Origin of the sequence: Limimaricola variabilis, from assembly GCF_034371605.1 — a bacterium.
GTDB lineage: Bacteria > Pseudomonadota > Alphaproteobacteria > Rhodobacterales > Rhodobacteraceae > Limimaricola > Limimaricola variabilis.
The window spans coordinates 2597205-2615340 of record NZ_CP139691.1; the positions used below are offsets into that span (position 1 = coordinate 2597205).

An 18136-nucleotide genomic window follows, 5' to 3' on the forward strand; every position below is an offset into this window, starting at 1 on the left:
ATTCCATGACCAATGTCGTTATCGCCTCTGCCGCCCGTACCGCGGTGGGCAGCTTCGGCGGTGCCTTTGCCAACACCCCGGCACACCAGCTCGGCGCGGCCGTGCTCGAGGAGGTCGTCTCGCGCGCCGGCGTCGAGAAGGGCGAGGTGAGCGAGACCATCCTCGGTCAGGTGCTGACCGCCGCCCAAGGCCAGAACCCCGCCCGTCAGGCGCATATTCTGGCCGGCCTGCCGCAGGAATCGGCGGCTTGGGGGCTCAACCAGGTCTGCGGCTCGGGCCTGCGCGCCGTGGCGCTGGCGGCCCAGCACATCCAGCTCGGCGATGCGAGCATCGTCTGCGCCGGCGGTCAGGAGAGCATGTCGCTCGCCCCGCATGCGCAGACCCTGCGCCAGGGCCAGAAGATGGGCGACATCAAGCTCACCGACACGATGATCAAGGACGGCCTCTGGGACGCCTTCAACGACTACCACATGGGCACCACGGCCGAAAACGTCGCCTCGCGCCACCAGATCACCCGCGAGATGCAGGACGAGTTCGCCGTTCGCAGCCAGAACAAGGCCGAAGAGGCCCAGAAGGCGGGCCGCTTCAAGGACGAGATCGTCGCCTTCACCGTCAAGACCCGCAAGGGCGACGTGGTGACCGACGCCGACGAGTACATCCGCCACGGCGCCAGCATCGAGTCGATGGCCAAGCTGCGCCCGGCCTTCGCCAAGAACGGCTCGGTCACCGCCGGCAACGCCTCTGGTCTCAATGACGGCGCCGCGGCCACCCTGCTGATGTCGCTCGACGAGGCGAACCGCCGTGGCATCAGGCCGCTGGCGCGGATCGCGGCCTATGCCACCGCCGGTCTCGACCCGGCCTATATGGGCGAGGGCCCGATCTATGCGAGCAAGAAGGCGCTCGACAAGGCAGGATGGTCGGTCGACGACCTCGACCTGATCGAAGCGAACGAGGCCTTTGCCGCCCAGGCGCTCGCGGTGAACAAGGAAATGGGCTGGGACCCCGAGAAGGTGAACGTCAATGGCGGTGCCATCGCCATCGGTCACCCGATCGGCGCGAGCGGCTGCCGCGTGCTGGTCACGCTGCTGCATGAAATGCAGCGCCGTGACGCCAAGAAGGGCCTCGCCACGCTTTGCATCGGCGGCGGCATGGGAGTCGCGCTCTGCGTCGAGCGCGACTGATGCCTTGGACCGCTCCCCGACAACTCGTCTTTTCGGGGGGCGGTCTGCGCTGTTTCTGGCAGGGCGGCTTCATGGAGGTTCTGGGCCGCCACGCCGCCATCGCGCCGGAACGCATCACCGGCGTCTCCGGCGGCGCGCTCTCGGCGGCGACCCATGTCGCGGGCCGTGAGCGCAAGCTGCTCGACGCCATGTGCGCCGCCTTCGAGGAGCAGGACAGCAACCTGTTCGATCCGGACGGGGAGGGCATCAGCCCGCACCAGCGGATCTACTGCAAGGTCGTCTCCAAGGTGCTCGATGAGGCTGCCGCCCGGCGCGTGGCCGAGGGGCCGCAGCTGCAGATACTGATCGCCCATCCGCCCGCCGGCGGCCTGCCCAAGATCAGCGGCGTGGCCGCGACGCTGGCCTACGAGGCCGAACTGCACCTGATCAATTCCCCACATTTTTCCTGGGCCGCGAAGCTCGGGCTGGACTGCGATTTGGTTGATGCGCGGCAGGCGGCGCGCGACGGCCGGCTGGTCGATCTGGTCTGCGCCGCCGCCGTGATTCCGCCGATCTTCGAGCCGCCCGACTGGGACGGTCGGCCGGTGGTCGATGGCGGCATGGCCGACCAGGCCCCGATGCCCGAGCCCGATACGGGCGAGACGCTGGTTCTTCTCACCCGGCGCTATCGCAAGCTGCCGGAGGTGCCGGGCCGGCGCTACGTGATGCCATCCGACGAGACCCCGGCCGACAAGATCGATTTCACCGATCCCGACAAGCTGCGTCGCACCTGGGATCAGGGAATGCGCGACGCGGAGGTCTTCTGCGACGAGTTGGGCTTGCTTGACCCTGCGTGATGCGAGAGGGTCGGGCGAGACTAGTTTGCAAGGCGAGGGAGCACAGCGATGGCAAGAACGGCATTGGTGACGGGAGGCAGCCGCGGGATCGGCGCCGCCATTTCCAAGGCGCTGAAGGCGGAAGGATACACCGTCGTGGCGACCTATGCTGGCAACGACGAAAAGGCGCGCGCCTTCACCGATGAGACCGGCATCGCGACCTACAAGTGGGACGTCGGCGATTACGAGGCCTGCAAGGCCGGTATCGCCCATGTCGAGGAAGAGCACGGCCCGGTGGAGATCCTCGTCAACAACGCCGGCATCACCCGCGACGCGCCCTTTCATAAGATGACGCCGCAGCAATGGCGGGAGGTGATCGACACCAACCTGACCGGTCTGTTCAACATGACCCATTGCGTCTGGCCCGGCCTGCGCGAGCGCAAGTTCGGCCGCGTCGTGAACATCTCGTCGATCAACGGCCAGAAGGGCCAGTTCGCCCAGGCCAACTACGCCGCCGCCAAGGCCGGCGACATCGGCTTCACCAAGGCGCTGGCGCAGGAAGGCGCACGCGCCGGCATCACCGTGAACACGATCTGCCCAGGCTACATCAACACCGAGATGATGAGCACCATCCCCGAGAAGGTGATGAACGAGGTCATCCTGCCGCAGATCCCGGTGGGCCGTCTGGGCGAGGCCGAGGAGATCGCCCGCTGCGTGGTGTTCCTGGCCTCCGAGGATGCGGGCTTCATCACCGGCTCGACCCTGTCGGCCAATGGCGGGCAGTACCTCGCCTGAGATCGGCGATGGATGAGCTTTGACATGCAGGACGGGCGCCTTCGGGCGCCCGTTCGGCGTTTCGGCGCCCTGAGAGGCGCACAGGTCCCAATATGGCGACCCCCGAATGCAACCGGGCGCCCGTCGCTCCCGCGCGGGCGCCCTCTGAAGCGGGGATGGCACGATCCTCTGACCAGACCGATCCCCGCGACAAAGCGCGACGGGGCACAGCCCCGGCGCGCCGGTGGCCTAGTGCGGGCTTAGCCGCGTGATCTCTTCCTTCAGCATGAGCTTGCGTTTCTTCATCTGAGCGATCTCGAAGTCACTCGAGGCGGGCGACCTTTGCGCCATCTCCACTTCCCGCGAGAGGGATTGGTGTTTCCTGCGCAGTTCCTCCAGATGCGATGTCAGGCTCATGGACAGTCTCCTGTGTCAGGTTGCGACCGGATCAGTCGAGCATGGTTTTACAATCCTGTCACCACTTCGATGCGCAGCATTGGACCTTTGTTAGCCGGGGTGGCGAAATTTTGCTAATACCCGGAGACTACATGCGCAATTTTTCCCCGTGACGTAGAATGCCCTCTGCCTCTGGGGTAAAATCGGCCGCGTCGGACACGTGCCGCGTGCCCGCGTGCAGAACCAGTGGCGGAGCGAGTCGGAATGCCGCCCGGCCGGACTGGCGCGCGGTGACCAGGACCCTCTCTGCATCGCGGCCCTGCCGGGATACCAGCGGCCGTACCGCGAGCCCGCCCATCCGCCCATGCAGCGCGGCGATGATCTCGGGCAGGCGGTCGGCCCGCTGGATCAGCCACAGCCGGCCGCCCGGCGCGACCCTGCGAGCCATCGCGTCGATCCACTCCGACAGCGGCAGCGAGGCGCCGAAGGCGGTCTCCTTGGCCGGGTTCGGGGCGGGGCGGGACCGGCTGCGATCGAAATAGGGCGGGTTGGCGATCACATGGTCGAATCGTCGCGCCTTGAGCGCGCCGGGCAGAGCCCGCAGATCGGCAGTATGGATGCTGGCGGCGATGCCGTTCGCCTCGGCGTTACGGCGTGCCAGGTCAGCATAGCCGGGCTGGACCTCGACCCCTGATAGATCGAGTTCCGGCACCCGTGCGGCGAGGCAGATCATCGCGGCGCCCGCGCCGCAGCCGATCTCGAGCACGCTCTCGCCCGGTGCGGCGTCGATGGCGGCGGCGAGGAGCACAGGATCGGTCCCGGCCCGGTAACCTTGCCGGGGTTGCAGCAGCGTCACCCGCCCGCCGAGAAAGGCGTCGCGGGTCAGCGCCTCATCGGCCCAGATCGACGTCATTGTCGCGCATCGCCCGCTCTGCGGCAGCGTGGTCGGCGTCGCGCTCCATCAGCCGGCGCGGGAGGATTCCGATCGAGCCTTCGAGGATGCTCGTGTTTACGTCCCATTCGAAGCAGTCTATACCCTCGCCGTTCAGAAGGGCGGTGGCAAAGGCGATGACCGTCGGGTCGTTGCTGCGCAGAAGCTCTTTCATCCGCAACCAGCTAGGGCGTTCCGACGCTCTTGTCGAGAAGACCGCTGCCCATGGATCTCGCCACGACCGCCAAACCTCACGACCGTCTCGCCGAAGCGCTTAAGGGCGACATGGAGGCCGTCAACGCGATGATCCGCGCCCGGATGGCTTCCGAGCACGCGCCGCGTATTCCGGAGGTGACGGCGCATCTCGTGGAGGCCGGCGGCAAGCGGCTGCGCCCGATGCTGACGCTCGCGGCCGCGCGGATGTGCGGCTATGACGGCCCCTATCACGTCCACCTCGCGGCGACGGTTGAGTTCATCCATACCGCGACGCTCCTGCACGACGACGTCGTCGACGACAGCAAGCAGCGGCGCGGCCGGCCGACGGCGAACCTGCTGTGGGACAACACCTCCTCGGTGCTGGTCGGCGACTATCTCTTCGCACGCTCGTTCCAGCTGATGGTCGAAACCGGTTCGCTGCGGGTGCTCGACATCCTCGCCAACGCGAGCGCCACCATCGCCGAGGGCGAGGTGCTGCAGCTGACGGCGGCGCGCAACATCGCCACCACCGAGGACACCTATCTGCGCGTGGTGCGCGGCAAGACGGCGGCGCTTTTCGCCGCGGCGACCGAGGCGGGCGGCGTCATCGCCGGGGCCTCCGAGGCGCGGGTCACCGCATTGCGCGCCTATGGCGACGCGCTCGGCATCTCGTTCCAGATTGTCGACGACCTGCTCGACTACCGGGGCACCTCGGCCACGGGCAAATCGGTGGGCGACGATTTCCGGGAGGGCAAGCTGACACTCCCGGTGATCCGGGCGCTGGCGAAGGCCGACACCGAGGAGCGCGAGTTCTGGGTGCGCTGCATCGGCCGGGGCCGGGTCGAGACGGGAGATCTCGACCGCGCGCAAGACATCCTCGACCGGCATGGCGCGCTCGAATCGACCCGCCGTACCGCGCTCGACTGGGCCGAACGGGCCAAGCATGCCCTGCGCGCGCTGCCCGATCACGAGCTGCGCGAGATGCTTGAGGATCTGGCCGATTACGTGGTCGAGCGGATCAGCTGAGCAGCGGCGCCGGCGCCACCCACCACCCCATCTGGGACAGCTGGATCGTCCGCGCCGCCTGGCGGGCGCGGCCCATGTCGCGGCACAGGCCGATGCAGGTGGCACCCGATCCGGACATCAAGGCCAGATCGACGCCGGGCGTGGCGCGCAGCCGCTTCAGCGCCTGGCCGATCTCAGGGGCCAACGCTTCGGCCGGGGCCTGCAGATCGTTGCGCTGCGCCGCGAGCCACTCGACGAAACCGGCATGGTCGAGCCGTTCCGGCAGGGCGTCCATGGCGGAGTTGTCGGAGCGCTCCAGCCGCTCGAACACCTGCCCTGTGGGCACCTCCACACCGGGATTGACCAGCACCAGCCCGCAGCCGGGCAGGGCGGGGAGCGGTTCGAGCACCTCGCCGATGCCGCGCATACGGGCCGGGGCGGGAGCATGCAGGCAGACCGGAACGTCGGCCCCTAGCTCAAGCACTTCGGGATCCGAAGGCGAGAAGTTCTCGACCCCCCAGAACTGCGACAGGAGCCGCAGCGCCGCCGCCGCGTCGGACGAGCCGCTGCCGATTCCGGCGGCATGCGGCAGGGTCTTGACGAGCTTCAGCCGCGCGCCCTGCGTGACACCGCGCGCTTCCTGCAAGAGCCGTGCCGCACGAAGGACCGAATTGGTCTCGTCGACCGGCACGCCCTGCGAAAACGGGCCCGTCACCTCGAGCGTCAGCTCGGCGGCGGGCAGGGCAGTGAGCTGATCGCCCACCCCCGCAAAGGCCACGAGGCTGTCGAGCAGGTGATACCCCCCGGCGCGAACGCCGGTGACGTGCAGCGCGAGATTGATCTTGGCAGGGGCCAGACCCTTGTCGAGCGGCATCAGCGACGCTCCGCGAACCGCGCCAGCGGCACGCCCCCTTCGGCGGCGATCACCGCATCGAGGCCGACTTCTAGCTTGCGGCGGATCCGCTCCGCCGCCGCGGGCTCGGGGTCGAAGGACAGCGCGCGCTGCCACTGGAACCGCGCCTCGGTGTGGCGCCCGACGGCCCAGTAGCCGTCGCCCAGGTGATCATTGACGATCGGGTCGGCAGGCTCCAATTCGGCAGCGCGTTCGAGATGGCCCACGGCCTCCCTGAACTGGCCGAGCTTGAACTGCGCCCAGCCGAGGCTGTCGACGATGGCACCGTTATCGGGCTGCGCGCGCACGGCGCGTTCGATCATGCCCAGCGCCTCGTCCAGCGCCTCGCCCCGTTCGACCAGGGAGTAGCCGAGGAAGTTCAGCACCTCGGCCTGGTCGGGGTCGGTGCCGAGCGCGGCGCGGAAATCGGCCTCGGCGCCGGACCAGTTGTCCTGGGCGTGCCGGGCGATGCCGCGCATGTAGTACAGCCACCAGGCCGCATTTTCGCCGGCCATCTCGATGGCGCGGCCATAGGCCTCCTCGGCCGCGGCATTCTCGCCCTCGGAGCGGTGCAGGTCGCCCAGCGCAACCGGCACCTCGACCAGATCGGGGGCCATGCGGGCCAGTTGTTCAAGCACTTCGAGCGCGCGGGCGGGCTGGCCCGAACGGCGCAGCACCTCGGCGCGGCCCAGCTCGGCCGTGATGTGGGCGGGGTCGTCGGCGGGGATGGCGGCATAGGCCTCCTGCGCCAAATCATGCCGCCCGGCCTGCTCCAGAAGGCCGGCAGCCAGAAGCAGCGCGTCGACCCGATCGGGGTCGAGCGCCAGAGCCACACGGACATGCAGCAGGACGAAATGCTCGGGCAGCTCCGAGCCCAGCGCGCTGGCTACCGAGACGTAGAGCTCAGAGAGGCCCTCGAGCGGCGTCGTCGCGATGTTCCAGGCCACGCTCTCGCCCGCGGCGAGGCGGTCGCGAAGGGCAGTGGCCTCGGGTGCGCCACGCCCGGCCTCGTAGAGGAGCGCCACCGCGTCATCGGCCCGGTCGAGTTGCGCCAGCACTTGCGCCCGCGCCACCACCACCGGCAGACCCAGCGCCAACCCGTTGTCGGGGGCGGCGCCGAGGATTTCCTCGGCGGCCTCGAAATCGCCGACCGAAGCCAGCGCTAGCGCCTTGTGGTAGAGGCCGAAGCCGCGCAGCCCGTTGGTGTTGATCACTTCGTCGAAGGCGGTCAGCGCCTGATCCATCCGGCCTTGGCCGAGCCGCGCCCAGGCGCGCGTCACGCCATCGACCAGCGGACCGATGCTGCGACCGGCCTCGAACAGCTCGAAGGTTTCGTTCCAGGCACCGCGCTGCGCCGCATCGAGATGCAGCACCATGTCGGCGATCTGGCTTTCGCCGCCGGAATCGCGCAGCCGCACCGCCAGCGGCAGCGCCTCGGAGACCTCGCCGGTGGCCAGCAGCCCGGCGATTGCGCCTTCGAGCAAGAGAGGGTTGGTCGGGTCCGAACCCAGTGCGGTGGTGAACCAGTCTGCCGCGGCGGAGTAATCCTGTGCTGCGGCGGCTGCTCGTGCTGCGAGATAGGGGCCTGCATCAGATTGCGCCGAGAGCGGCGTAGCCGCCAGAAGCCCGGCCATAGCGGCCAAGGCCCGGAGGTTGCGGGTCACCATGCGTATTGCTCCTGCCGTTCCGGGTTTGGCCCGATCGCCGCGGGCCAAGCTAGTGAGAGCAACGGCACCGCGCAATGCGGGTTCCCGCCGACCGGCGGATATCCGCGATCACATGTTCGGGTAATTGGGCCCGTCACCGCCTTGAGGCACCGTCCAGACGATGTTCTGGCTGGGGTCCTTGATGTCGCAGGTCTTGCAGTGAACGCAGTTCTGGAAGTTGATCACGAACTCCGGTCCGCTTTCCTTTTCAACCACTTCGTATACCCCGGCCGGGCAGTAGCGTTGTGCCGGTTCGGCATAGACCGGCAGGTTGCGACCGATGGGGATATTGGGGTCCTTCAATTTTAGGTGACAGGGCTGGCTTTCTTCGTGGTTTGTGCCGGAGAAACTGACATTGGTGAGTCGATCGAAGCTCAAAACGCCGTCGGGCTTCGGATATGCAATCTCCGCGTGACCCTTGGCGGGTTCGGTCGCCTCGGCATCGGTCTTGCCGTGGCCCAAGGTGCCCAAGAGTGAGAATCCCAGCGTGTTGGTCCACATGTCGAAGCCGCCCAGCGCCAGCGACGCGGTGAGGCCGTAGCGCGACCAGAGCGGCTTCACGTTGCGGACCTTCTTGAGGTCCTTGCCGATCGCCCCTTCGCGGACCGCCGTGTCGTAGCTTTCGAGTACGTCTCCAGAGCGGCCCGAGGACATCGCCTCATAGGCGGCCTCGGCGGCATGGATGCCCGAGAGCATGGCGTTGTGGTTGCCCTTGATGCGCGGCACGTTGACCATGCCCGCCGAACAACCCAGCAGCGCGCCGCCCGGGAAGGCGGTCTTGGGCAGCGACTGCCAGCCGCCCTCGGTGATGGCGCGCGCGCCGTAGGCCACGCGCTTGCCGCCCTTCAGCAGCTCGGCCACCATCGGGTGGTGCTTGAAGCGCTGGAACTCCTGATAGGGGCGCAGATAGGGGTTGGCGTAGCCCAGGTGCACCACGAAGCCGACATAGACTTGGTTGTTGTCGAGGTGATAGATGAACGACCCGCCGCCGGCGTTCTTCTCGAGCGGCCAGCCCATAGTGTGCACGACGCGACCTTCGCTATGCTTGGCCGGGTCGATCTCCCAGATCTCCTTCATGCCGAGGCCGTATTTCTGCGGCTCGCGGCCCTCGCCCAGCGCGAAGCGCTCGATCACCTGCTTGGACAGCGATCCGCGCACGCCCTCGCCAAGGAAGACGTATTTCCCCAAGAGCTCCATGCCCGGCTCGTAGCCCGGCCCGGGGGTGCCGTCGGGGTTCTTGCCGAACTCGCCCGCGACCACGCCGGCGACGCGGCCATCCTCGCCCCAGACGATCTCCGAGCAGGACATGCCCGGAAACACCTCGACGCCCAGCTCCTCGGCCTTTTCGGCCATCCAGCGGCAGACATTGCCCATCGAGACGATGTAGTTGCCGTGGTTGTTCATCAGCGGCGGCATGATCGCGTTGGGCAGGCGCATCGAGCCGCTTTCGCCCAGCATGTAGAACCGGTCGTCGCGCACCGGTACCGTAATCGGCGCGCCCATCTCGCGCCAGTCGGGCAGCAGCCGGTCGAGGCCGCACGGGTCGAGCACGGCGCCCGAGAGGATATGCGCGCCGACCTCCGAGCCCTTTTCAAGCACCACGACCGAGATCTCGGGATCGAGCTGCTTGAGACGGATCGCCGCCGACAGCCCGGCGGGGCCGGCGCCGACGATCACCACGTCGTATTCCATCGCCTCGCGCTCGGGGCGGGTCTCGGTCTGGCTGGCGGTATCGGTCATCTGGCGTGTCCCTGCTGGCTCTCCTGCTCCGCGCCAAGGCCTATCGCATGCACCCGGCATGCACAATTGCGACCCGGCGCCACGGCATCGAAGCCCTATCCTGCCAAGGGCGGCGGGCCCTGCGGGGCGGGCTGTCGCCGTTGCCGGGCGGCGGGCTTGACTTCGGCCCGTCCCACGGGGTTAGAACGTCCGGTGTTGCACGGGCCCCGGGACAGGGGGAAAGGCTGTAAAGATGGAAAAGATCCCGCTGACGCGCGAAGGCTTCGCCAAGATCGACGCCGAGCTGAAGCACCTGAAATCGGTCGAACGCCCGGCGATCATCGCGGCGATCTCCGAGGCACGCGCGCATGGCGACCTCTCGGAAAACGCCGAGTATCATTCGGCCAAGGAGAAGCAGAGCTTCATCGAAGGCCGGATCAAGGAACTCGAGAGCGTGATCGGCCTCGCCGACGTCATCGACCCGTCCAAGATGTCCGGCTCGATCAAGTTCGGTGCGACCGTCAAGCTGGTCGACGAGGATACCGACGAGGAAAAGACCTACCAGATCGTCGGCGAATACGAGGCCGACATCGAGGCGGGTCGTCTCAACATCAAGTCGCCGCTGGCCCGCGCCCTGATCGGCAAGGATGAGGGCGACAGCGTCGAGGTCCGCACGCCCGGTGGCGAGAAATCCTACGAGATCCTGAGCGTCAGCTATTCGTGAGGCCGCGCAGGCGGCTTTTGGGGGCGGTATGAACGACAATCCCGACAGCCACGAGGCCGCGGGCCCCGAAGCCGCGCCCGCGGGCACCGCGACCTGGGAGCGGATGGGGCGGGCCGAGCGGATCGCCGCCGGGGCCAGCCTCGGCTGGGCGGTGGTGGCCGGGCTGGCGATGGCGCTGGGCGGCCAGCCGCTGGTCGGGCCGGTGCTGGTCGTGGTGATCCCCGTCGCGATGGTCTGGATCGGCGTCTTCGCCAGCCACGCCTCGCGCGCCGCGCGCGAGGAAGCGCACCGGCTCCGGGCCGAGATCCAGACCCTGCAGCGCAGCCTGCGCACCCAGTCGCGGGGCGGCCTCTCGCCGGAGATCGACCGCCGCCTCGCCACCATCGAACGCGCCGCCCGGCAGACCGAGACCGCGCTTGCGGGGTTCGGCGTGATGCGACCGCAGGAGCCCGCGCCGCAGGACGAACCCGCGCCGGAACCGGCCGCCCCCGAGGCGCCCGTAGCACCGTCTTTGGGCCGCGCCGAGATGGCACGCGCGCTGAATTTCCCCGACAACGACCAAGATCTCGAAGGCTTCGCGGCGTTGCGTGCGGCGCTGCGCGACACCCGCGCCCGGCAGTTGATCCAGGCGAGCCAGGATGTGCTGACCCTGCTGAGCCAGGACGGCATCTACATGGACGATCTGGCGCCACCGATGGCTCCTGCCTCGGCCTGGCGGGCGCTGGCGCAGGGCGCGCGGGGCGAGGCGGTGGCGCCGCTGGCCGAAGGGCTCGATGATGAAGGCCCGGCCGGGATCGCGGCGGCACGGATGCGCGCCGACACGATCTTCCGCGACACGGTGCAGCATTTCCTGCGGCTGTTCGACCGGATGCTCGACGATTACTGCGAAGGCGCCGATGATGGCGAGATCGCCGATTTGGCCGAGACCCGGACCGGCCGTGCCTTCCGGCTGCTCGGTGCGGCGGCCGGCAACTTCGGCTAGGGCTCAGCCAATCCGGCGGATCATCGTGGTCGCGGCGCGAAAGCCAAAGATCATGCGCAGCGGGCCGAGCGGGCGACGCCCGGCGGCGACAAAGCCGCGCCGCTCGTAGAGGGCGCGGGCACGTGGGTTCTCGTCGATCACCTCGAGTCGGATCTCGGCATGGCCTCGCGCCCGGGCTTCTTGCGCCAGCGCCTCGATCAGCCGCGAGCCCACCCCGCGCCCGCGCGCCTCGGGCGCCACGAAGATGCCGTCGACGAGAAAGCGGCGATTGTCGACATCGGTCTGCAGCAGGGCCAGCGCTCCAGCCCGCCAGGCCGCCCCGACCCTCCCATAGCCGCTCCGCATGGCGGCGCGGTCGCCGGTGACCAGTGCGCCGCGCGCGGTCTTGAAGCCGGCGACGCCCATAAGTTGCCCCGCGCCATCACGGGCGCACAGCGCGTGGTCGGGGTCGAGCGCGGCGGCGACGAAGCGCAGCGCTCGATCCCGTGGCCCCAGCACCCTGCCGAGCTTGGCGCCAAAGGCCTCCCAGTAAAGGGCCGCGATGCGGGCGCGTTCGGGCTCGGCAAAGCCCGGCTCGACTTTCACGCGCCGTCCCCGAAGCGGGCCGCGGCGCGATCGAAATCCTCGGGCGTGTTGAGGTTGGCGAAAGGGTCGGGATCGCCCGAGGGGAAGGGCGCGCGCGCCGCGCCTTGGGCGAGGGCCCAGTCCCCGACCCGCCGGGTGCCTGCCGCGATGTCGGCGGCCAGCCTGTCGGCCAGCGCCACGGGCCAGAGGCCGCAGACCGGGTGCAGCCGGCCGCCGCATTCCGCGACAGCAAGCCCGTTCCCTTCATCGGCCGCCATGATCAGCCGCGGCACCAGATCGCCGGGCAGCCAGGGCGTGTCGCCCGGCGCGGTCAGCACCCAGGCCGCGCCGCGTGCGCGCGCCCATCCCATCGCCGCCAGCACGCCGGCCAGCGGGCCGGGGTGACCGGGCAGGGGGTCTGGGATCACATCGAGACCGAAACCGGCGAAACGGGCCGGATCGCCATTGGCATTGAGCGCCAGCGCCGGCAGCTGCGGCGACAGGCGCTCGATCACATGGGTCAGCAGTGGCCGTCCCGCGAGATCGCGCAGGGCCTTGTCGCCGCCGCCCATCCGGCGCGACATGCCCCCGGCAAGGATCAGTCCCGGCGGTGCCTCGATCGGCTGGTCCATGGGGCCTCGCTTTCGGGCGTGCAGGGAGGGCGCGCGGTCAGCCTTCGAGCGCCCGCGCCACGGCACGGCGCGCATCGCGCAGGCTGTCGCTGTCGTTCTCGTTGTGCTCGGTCGTGACCACGCCGGGCAGCGCGCCGAACCGCTTCATCAGCTTGTCCGGGAACCAGGTGGTGCCCAGACCCTCGAAGCCCGGCAACTCACCCAGAAGCTTGGCGATCGCGCGCGTGCAGTAGGCCTGCGGCACAGGGCCCGCCACAAGGGCGAGGCGGTAGGCCCGCTCGGCGATCTGGGGGGCGACTTCGATCTCCTGCTCCACCGTCACGTAGGATTCGCGCGAATGGTAGGAGACGTAGCTGTCGACCACTTGAGGCGTCATCCCGAACAGCACGTCGTTGCGCTCCGGGATCGAGGGGTGCGCGTAGCTGCCGGCCGGATCGAAGAGCACCCGCTCGGAGGCGTTGATCAGCAGCGCGCTGTGCGCGCCGTTGCCGGTGCCGAGATTGTTGACCGTGTAGAGCGTCAGCGCCGTCGGCCCGTCATGGCGATAGCGGGCGCGCTCGACCATCGCGTCGGGAGCCCAGACGGCTTCGCCGTTGCCGCACCCCGCGAGCGCCAGCGGCGCCGCCATCAGGAAGACGCGCCGCTGCATGGATCAGGCGTTGACCAGCGCCAGCAGGATCAGCGCGACGATGATCGCGATGGTGCCGCGGGTCACCAGCGTCATGAAACCCGCGAAGGTGCGTTCCTGATCGGTGATGTCCATGGTGCCGGGGACGTGGTGGTGCTGATCGTCGGCCATCTCGGGCTCCTCGCAACTGGCGTGTCGGGTCGGGGGTTAGCCCGAATCCGGGCGCTTGTCACGATGCCTCGGGCGCGGCATCCGGTCCCTGTGGCCCGGTCCCGCCCGGCGCCTCGTCCTCCCGCGTCTCTCCGGCCTCCTGGTCCTCCTCCTCCAGCTCACGCGCCAGCCGGAAGCCGATCCGCTCGGGCGGTTCCTCGGGCTGCGGGCGGGGCAGGGCGCGCAGCAACACCGAAAGCTGGCTGACATGCTGGATCAGCTGCGCCTTGGCGCCGCTCGCATCTGTGCCGAAAAAGGTCACGATGTCGGGGTCGAAATAGCCCATCCCCTGAATCCTGAGCAGCCCGGAATGGCCGCCGGTCATCGCCATCGCGACCTCGTCGCCCGGGGCCAGGTCGGCTTCGAATCGCTGGATGTAGTGGATCAGCCGCTCATAGGCCCAGCGCGCCGGGCTCTTGGACCCGGCGGGCCGGCACAGCGCCGGCGGCAATGACTCGGGCGCGACGGCACCATCGGCATGCACCTCGCGCAACCTGGGCAGCGCTTCGGCCTCGAGCGCCTCGGCGGCGGTGGCGATGATATGGTCGGCCATGGCGGCGGTCTCCTCGCGGCGGGAACCGTAGGGTGGCATGGGGGAGCGCGGCGTCAAGCGGCGGCGAGTTGCATGGCTTCGCCCGACGCGTCATATACGGCGTCACGAGCAAACGCAGGGGCCTTCGCATGACCATCTACCTCGAATTCGAGAAGCCGCTCGCTGAGATCGAGGGCCAGGCCGAGGAGCTGCGCGCGCTGGCCCGTCGCAGCCCGGAAATGGACGTCGAAAAGGAAGCCGCCGCGCTCGACCGCAAGAGCCGCGACATGCTGGTCCAGCTCTATGGCAGCCTGACGCCTTGGCGCAAATGCCAGGTCGCGCGCCATCCCGAGCGGCCGCATTGCAAGGATTACATCGAGCGGCTCTTCACCGAGTACACGCCGCTCGCCGGCGACCGCAACTTTGCCGACGACCATTCGGTGATGGGCGGCCTGGCGCGTTTCGACGGCCGTCCGGTGGTGGTGATCGGCCACGAGAAGGGCAACGACACCAAGTCGCGCATCGAGCGCAACTTCGGCATGGCGCGCCCCGAGGGCTATCGCAAGGCGATCCGGCTGATGGATCTCGCGGATCGCTTCAACCTGCCAGTGGTGACGCTGGTCGACACGCCCGGCGCCTATCCGGGCAAGGGCGCGGAAGAGCGCGGCCAGTCCGAGGCGATCGCGCGCTCGACCGAGAAGTGCCTGCAGATCGAGGTGCCGCTGGTCTCCGTCATCATCGGCGAGGGTGGCTCGGGCGGTGCGGTGGCCTTCGCCACGGCGAACCGCGTGGCGATGCTCGAGCATTCGATCTACTCGGTGATCTCGCCCGAAGGCTGCGCCTCGATCCTGTGGAAGGATTCCGAGAAGATGCGCGAGGCCGCCGAGGCGCTGCGCCTGACCGCGCAGGAGCTCAAGGAACTGGGTGTCTGCGACCGGATCGTCGCCGAACCGCTGGGCGGCGCGCATCGCGACGCGAACGCGGCGATCGACGCGGTGGGCCGCGAGATCGGCAAGATGCTCGACGAGATGAAGGGCATGGAGGGCAAGGCGATCCGCGCCGATCGTCGCAAGAAGTACCTCGATCTCGGCTCGAAGGGGCTGGCCGCCTGAGGCGCGCCATCCCGTTCAAACTGAAAAGATACCAAAGGCCCGGTGGAAACGCCGGGCCTTACCACATCGTGGTCTTCGCCCGCTCCGCCCATTCGCGGTCATAGGCGTCGCCGTCGAAGCCGGCCATCGCCTCTGCCAACATTTCGCCGACGCTGGGCAGGTCACCGCTCTCGTCACCGCGTGTCCACAGCCCCGAGCGCATCACCGCGCGGGCGCATTGCGGGTAGGCCTCGGCCACCGTCACCACGATCACCGAGCGCGGGTGCTTGCCCTCATGGGCGAAGCGCGCGGTCAGTTCGGGGTCGTCGCTAACCACGGCGCGGCCATTGACGCGCATCACGCTGGTGGCACCGGGGACGAGGAACATCAGACTCACGCGCCCGTCGCGGACGATGTTGCGCAGCGAATCCATGCGGTTGTTGCCGCGCCAGTCCGGCAGCATCAGCGTTCGGTCGTCGGCGATCCGCACCACCGCGCCGTCATCGCCGCGCGGGCTTGCATCGGTGCCTTCCGGACCCACGGTGCTCAGCACGCAGAACCGCGCCGCGGCGATCCAGCGCGCCTGCGCCGGTGTCAGCCGATCCGTGACCTTCGCGAGGGACGCGCCTGCGGGCTTGCGCTCGTACAGGGCTTCGAGGGCCGCGACGGTCTCGATGACGCGCATCAGCTTTCCTTGAGCGCGAGCGGGAAGCCGGCCTCGGCCATCAGCGCGTCCGAGCGGGTTTCGACCGCCTCCTCGATCTGCTGCATGAACAGGTTCGGCGGCAGGTTCGGCGGAATCTCGGGCAGGAACTCGATGATCGCTGTGCCGGGGCGGCGCATAACGCCGCGCCGGGGCCAGAATACGCCCACGTTGCAGGCCACCGGCACGCAGGGCTGGCCCAGCTCGCGATAGAGCGCGGCGGTGCCCATCTTGTAGGGGGCGACGACGCCCGGCGCGACGCGGGTGCCCTGCGGATAGATGATCAGCTGGCCCGGGTCGTCCCGTCCGGCGCGGACCTCTTCCATCATCTTTTTGATGGCGGCGCCACGGCGGCCCCTGTCGACCGGCACGCAGCCCATGCGCAGCGCGATCTGGCCGAGGATCGGCGCGTAGACCAGTTCCTTCTTCATGATGAAGCGGCCGCGCGGCACTGCGCCGTAGATCAGGATGATGTCGAGAAAGCTCTGGTGCTTGGCCGCGATCAGCACCTCGCCCTCGGGCGGCGTGCCGCGGATCTCGGTGCGCAGGTTCAGCAGCCAGTACGCCAGCCAGCGCACGAAGGCGCACCAGCGATGCGCGGCCGCCACCGCGCCGTCGCGGCTGCGAAGCGCCCAGGGCAGGTAGGCCAGCGCGATCGGCAGCATCGCGGCGTAGATCAGCACGCTGAACAGGAGGCTGCGCAGCCAGCGCCAGCCATAGGCGAGGCGGCTCATGACTGCCGCTCCAGCATCCGGCGCGCCGCGAGCCGGGTCGCACCGAAGGCGACGACCGCGGCGAGCGGCGGAATCGTCAGCAGCCACAGCCACTGCGCCCCGGCAAAGCGGATCCCGGTGAGCACGCTGCCGCTGTCGTCGCCGCCGCCCGGCAGCAGTGCGACCAGCAGCCCGCCCAGCACCGTGCCGAGGCCCGCCCCTGCCAGCGCGCGCAGCGTGAAACGGCGGACGAAGGCGCGGGCGATATAGGCGTCGCGCGCGCCCACCAGCCGCAGCACCCTGATCACCTGGGCATTGGCCGAAAGCGCCGAATGCGCGGCCAGCGTGATCATCGTCGCCGTCGCCGCGCCGATCAGCAGCAGCGCAAGCGCGCCCATGCCGCGCAGGCGTCCGGCGGCGGCGACCAGCGGCGCGCGCCAGCGGGTGTGATCGTCGAGCACGGCGCCGGGCACCTCGGCCTGCAGCCGCGCCCGAAGGCCGGTGGCATCGAAGCCGCGGCCTTCCTCGACGACCTCGATCAGCCGGGGAATCGCGAGCGCGTCGAGCGGCAGATCGGGTCCGAACCATGGTGTCAGCAAGGCCTGCTCCTCTTCGCTGTCCAGCGCCCGGGCCGAGGCGACGCCCGGCGTGGTGCGCAGCAGTTCCAGCGCGGCGGCGACCTGCGCGTCCATCTGTTCGGCCGGAGCCGAGATCCGCAGCGTCGCGCTTTGCGACAGCTCGTCGGACCAACGCGTCGCGAGCCGGCCGGCGGCCAGCGATAGCGCCAGCGCGAACACCGCCAGCAGCGCCATGGCGGTGGCGGTGAACAGGGTGAGCCGGGCGGTGAAGCCGGTGGGCGGCACCGAGCGATCGGCCTGCACGTCCCCCGCCAGCAGCGACAGCGCCATGCGCAGCGCGCTCATAGATCCGCCCCCGCGGCAATCAGCTGCCGGTCCTTGAGCCTGAGCGTGCGCACCGAGACCTGCGCCTTGGCGGCCCGGATCAGATTGAGGTCGTGGGTGGCGATCAGCACCGCCTTGCCCATGCGGTTGAGCTCGACAAGCAGCGACAGCAGCCGCTGCGACATCTCCCAGTCGATGTTACCGGTCGGCTCGTCGGCGATGATCACCTCGGGCGACATGATGACGGCGCGGGCCAGCGCCGCGCGCTGTCGTTCGCCGCCCGACAGTTCCGGCGGTCGGCGCTCGGCGTGGCGGGTCAGCCCGACCCAGCCCAGCAGGTCGGGCAGGTAGGCCGCCGCCTCGTGGTGTCGTCCCGCGACGGTGAGCGGCAGCGCCACGTTCTCGGCCAGCGGCAGATGGTCGAGGAACTGGCAGTCCTGATGCACCACGCCAATCCGCCGGCGGTTCAGCGCCAGCGCGTCACGCGCCATGCCGGTCGTGGCCTCACCCCAGAACGCCACCTCGCCCGAGGTCGGCACCAGGTCGCCGTAGCACAGCTTGAGCAGGGTGGTCTTGCCCGCGCCGGAGGGGCCGGTGAGGAAATGGAACGATCCGGGCGCGAGCGACAGCGACAGGCCGGAGAACAATTCTCCGCCGCCGTAACTATAGGCCACGTCCCGAAGCTCGATCACTGCCGTCCCCTGTCTCTCGCTTCCTTCTGCCCGACCGGCGCCGGGGTTGCAATTGCAGCGCTGCATCATCGGGGCACCGCCGGGCGGCGCGTTCTTGGCGATGCGGCGGCGTGGGGCTAGTTTGGCCCGGTAGCCGGTCCGGCCCGGGC

At 69.2% G+C, this 18136-nt stretch carries 22 protein-coding genes; 7 read left to right on the forward strand and 15 right to left on the reverse strand.

The genetic code is table 11. The features are described from left to right. The first annotated feature begins 5 nt into the window (after positions 1 to 5). The 3 genes from T8T21_RS12950 to phbB are packed head-to-tail and all read left to right on the forward strand — an operon-like array spanning position 6 to position 2791. On the forward strand, positions 6 to 1181 hold the full coding sequence (locus T8T21_RS12950; protein WP_322335877.1) for an acetyl-CoA C-acetyltransferase: 1176 nt from the start codon (positions 6 to 8) through the stop codon (positions 1179 to 1181). After that, positions 1181 to 2017, forward strand: coding sequence for a patatin-like phospholipase family protein (locus T8T21_RS12955; protein ID WP_322335878.1), 837 nt, complete (start codon positions 1181 to 1183; stop codon positions 2015 to 2017). The genes T8T21_RS12950 and T8T21_RS12955 overlap by 1 nt, the downstream gene beginning before the upstream one ends. Before the next feature lie 48 nt (positions 2018 to 2065). After that, the gene (gene phbB / locus T8T21_RS12960) at positions 2066 to 2791 is read left to right on the forward strand and encodes an acetoacetyl-CoA reductase (RefSeq protein WP_183474619.1); all 726 of its coding nucleotides are present in this window, start codon (positions 2066 to 2068) and stop codon (positions 2789 to 2791) included. Between the two features lie 228 nt (positions 2792 to 3019). Here phbB and T8T21_RS12965 read toward each other — a convergent pair whose 3' ends face one another. The 3 genes from T8T21_RS12965 to T8T21_RS12975 form a co-directional block, all read right to left on the reverse strand. Beyond that, entirely contained in the window at positions 3020 to 3187 is a 168-nt protein-coding gene (locus T8T21_RS12965; protein ID WP_183474620.1) for a YdcH family protein, read from the reverse strand. Between the two features lie 127 nt (positions 3188 to 3314). Further along, on the reverse strand, positions 3315 to 4079 hold the full coding sequence (locus tag T8T21_RS12970) for a tRNA1(Val) (adenine(37)-N6)-methyltransferase (protein WP_322335879.1): 765 nt from the start codon (positions 4077 to 4079) through the stop codon (positions 3315 to 3317). Further along, positions 4057 to 4272 carry a putative signal transducing protein gene (locus tag T8T21_RS12975; protein ID WP_322335880.1) on the reverse strand — a complete coding sequence of 72 codons (216 nt, stop codon included), beginning with the start codon at positions 4270 to 4272 and terminating at the stop codon, positions 4057 to 4059. The genes T8T21_RS12970 and T8T21_RS12975 overlap by 23 nt, the downstream gene beginning before the upstream one ends. 50 nt (positions 4273 to 4322) lie before the next feature. Between T8T21_RS12975 and T8T21_RS12980 the strand changes: the two genes are divergently transcribed. Next, positions 4323 to 5318, forward strand: coding sequence for a polyprenyl synthetase family protein (locus T8T21_RS12980; RefSeq protein ID WP_322335881.1), 996 nt, complete (start codon positions 4323 to 4325; stop codon positions 5316 to 5318). On the opposite strand, the gene T8T21_RS12985 is transcribed toward T8T21_RS12980, so the two are convergent. The 3 genes from T8T21_RS12985 to T8T21_RS12995 form a co-directional block, all read right to left on the reverse strand. Next, positions 5311 to 6171 (reverse strand): 4-(cytidine 5'-diphospho)-2-C-methyl-D-erythritol kinase, encoded by an 861-nt coding sequence (locus tag T8T21_RS12985; RefSeq protein WP_322335882.1) that lies wholly within the window; start codon positions 6169 to 6171, stop codon positions 5311 to 5313. The genes T8T21_RS12980 and T8T21_RS12985 overlap by 8 nt on opposite strands. Then, a complete protein-coding gene (locus T8T21_RS12990) occupies positions 6171 to 7856 on the reverse strand; it encodes a tetratricopeptide repeat protein (RefSeq protein WP_322335883.1) in 1686 nt (561 codons plus the stop codon). The genes T8T21_RS12985 and T8T21_RS12990 overlap by 1 nt, the downstream gene beginning before the upstream one ends. 108 nt (positions 7857 to 7964) lie before the next feature. Next, positions 7965 to 9635 carry an electron transfer flavoprotein-ubiquinone oxidoreductase gene (locus T8T21_RS12995; protein ID WP_322335884.1) on the reverse strand — a complete coding sequence of 557 codons (1671 nt, stop codon included), beginning with the start codon at positions 9633 to 9635 and terminating at the stop codon, positions 7965 to 7967. 232 nt (positions 9636 to 9867) lie between these two features. Here T8T21_RS12995 and greA point away from each other — a divergent pair, with 232 nt between their 5' ends. Together greA and T8T21_RS13005 are read left to right on the forward strand one after the other, a co-directional pair. Continuing rightward, on the forward strand, positions 9868 to 10338 hold the full coding sequence (gene greA / locus T8T21_RS13000; protein WP_183474627.1) for a transcription elongation factor GreA: 471 nt from the start codon (positions 9868 to 9870) through the stop codon (positions 10336 to 10338). 28 nt (positions 10339 to 10366) lie between these two features. Continuing rightward, positions 10367 to 11320, forward strand: a complete 954-nt coding sequence (locus T8T21_RS13005) for a hypothetical protein (protein ID WP_322335885.1) — start codon at positions 10367 to 10369, stop codon at positions 11318 to 11320. A gap of 3 nt (positions 11321 to 11323) precedes the next feature. Here T8T21_RS13005 and T8T21_RS13010 read toward each other — a convergent pair whose 3' ends face one another. The 5 genes from T8T21_RS13010 to T8T21_RS13030 are packed head-to-tail and all read right to left on the reverse strand — an operon-like array spanning position 11324 to position 13907. Continuing rightward, the gene (locus T8T21_RS13010) at positions 11324 to 11905 is read right to left on the reverse strand and encodes a GNAT family N-acetyltransferase (RefSeq protein WP_322335886.1); all 582 of its coding nucleotides are present in this window, start codon (positions 11903 to 11905) and stop codon (positions 11324 to 11326) included. Next, entirely contained in the window at positions 11902 to 12516 is a 615-nt protein-coding gene (gene mobA, locus T8T21_RS13015; RefSeq protein WP_322335887.1) for a molybdenum cofactor guanylyltransferase MobA, read from the reverse strand. Before mobA ends, T8T21_RS13010 begins: the two co-directional genes overlap by 4 nt. A gap of 37 nt (positions 12517 to 12553) precedes the next feature. Further along, positions 12554 to 13165, reverse strand: coding sequence for a hypothetical protein (locus T8T21_RS13020; protein ID WP_322335888.1), 612 nt, complete (start codon positions 13163 to 13165; stop codon positions 12554 to 12556). A 3-nt stretch (positions 13166 to 13168) separates the two neighbouring features. Further along, positions 13169 to 13315, reverse strand: a complete 147-nt coding sequence (locus T8T21_RS13025; protein ID WP_183474632.1) for an aa3-type cytochrome c oxidase subunit IV — start codon at positions 13313 to 13315, stop codon at positions 13169 to 13171. A 58-nt stretch (positions 13316 to 13373) separates the two neighbouring features. Beyond that, positions 13374 to 13907, reverse strand: a complete 534-nt coding sequence (locus T8T21_RS13030) for a DUF6173 family protein (protein WP_322335889.1) — start codon at positions 13905 to 13907, stop codon at positions 13374 to 13376. A 128-nt stretch (positions 13908 to 14035) separates the two neighbouring features. Between T8T21_RS13030 and T8T21_RS13035 the strand changes: the two genes are divergently transcribed. After that, entirely contained in the window at positions 14036 to 14998 is a 963-nt protein-coding gene (locus T8T21_RS13035; protein ID WP_322335890.1) for an acetyl-CoA carboxylase carboxyltransferase subunit alpha, read from the forward strand. Between the two features lie 58 nt (positions 14999 to 15056). Here the strand turns inward: T8T21_RS13035 and T8T21_RS13040 are convergent, their stop codons facing one another. The 4 genes from T8T21_RS13040 to T8T21_RS13055 are packed head-to-tail and all read right to left on the reverse strand — an operon-like array spanning position 15057 to position 17987. After that, positions 15057 to 15662 carry a pyridoxamine 5'-phosphate oxidase family protein gene (locus tag T8T21_RS13040; protein ID WP_322335891.1) on the reverse strand — a complete coding sequence of 202 codons (606 nt, stop codon included), beginning with the start codon at positions 15660 to 15662 and terminating at the stop codon, positions 15057 to 15059. Beyond that, complete coding sequence (locus tag T8T21_RS13045; protein ID WP_183474636.1) at positions 15662 to 16414, reverse strand: lysophospholipid acyltransferase family protein; 753 nt, start codon at positions 16412 to 16414, stop codon at positions 15662 to 15664. Before T8T21_RS13045 ends, T8T21_RS13040 begins: the two co-directional genes overlap by 1 nt. Continuing rightward, positions 16411 to 17316 (reverse strand): cell division protein FtsX, encoded by a 906-nt coding sequence (locus tag T8T21_RS13050; RefSeq protein ID WP_322335892.1) that lies wholly within the window; start codon positions 17314 to 17316, stop codon positions 16411 to 16413. The genes T8T21_RS13045 and T8T21_RS13050 overlap by 4 nt, the downstream gene beginning before the upstream one ends. Continuing rightward, complete coding sequence (locus T8T21_RS13055; RefSeq protein WP_183474638.1) at positions 17313 to 17987, reverse strand: cell division ATP-binding protein FtsE; 675 nt, start codon at positions 17985 to 17987, stop codon at positions 17313 to 17315. Before T8T21_RS13055 ends, T8T21_RS13050 begins: the two co-directional genes overlap by 4 nt. Positions 17988 to 18136: the final 149 nt, after the last annotated feature.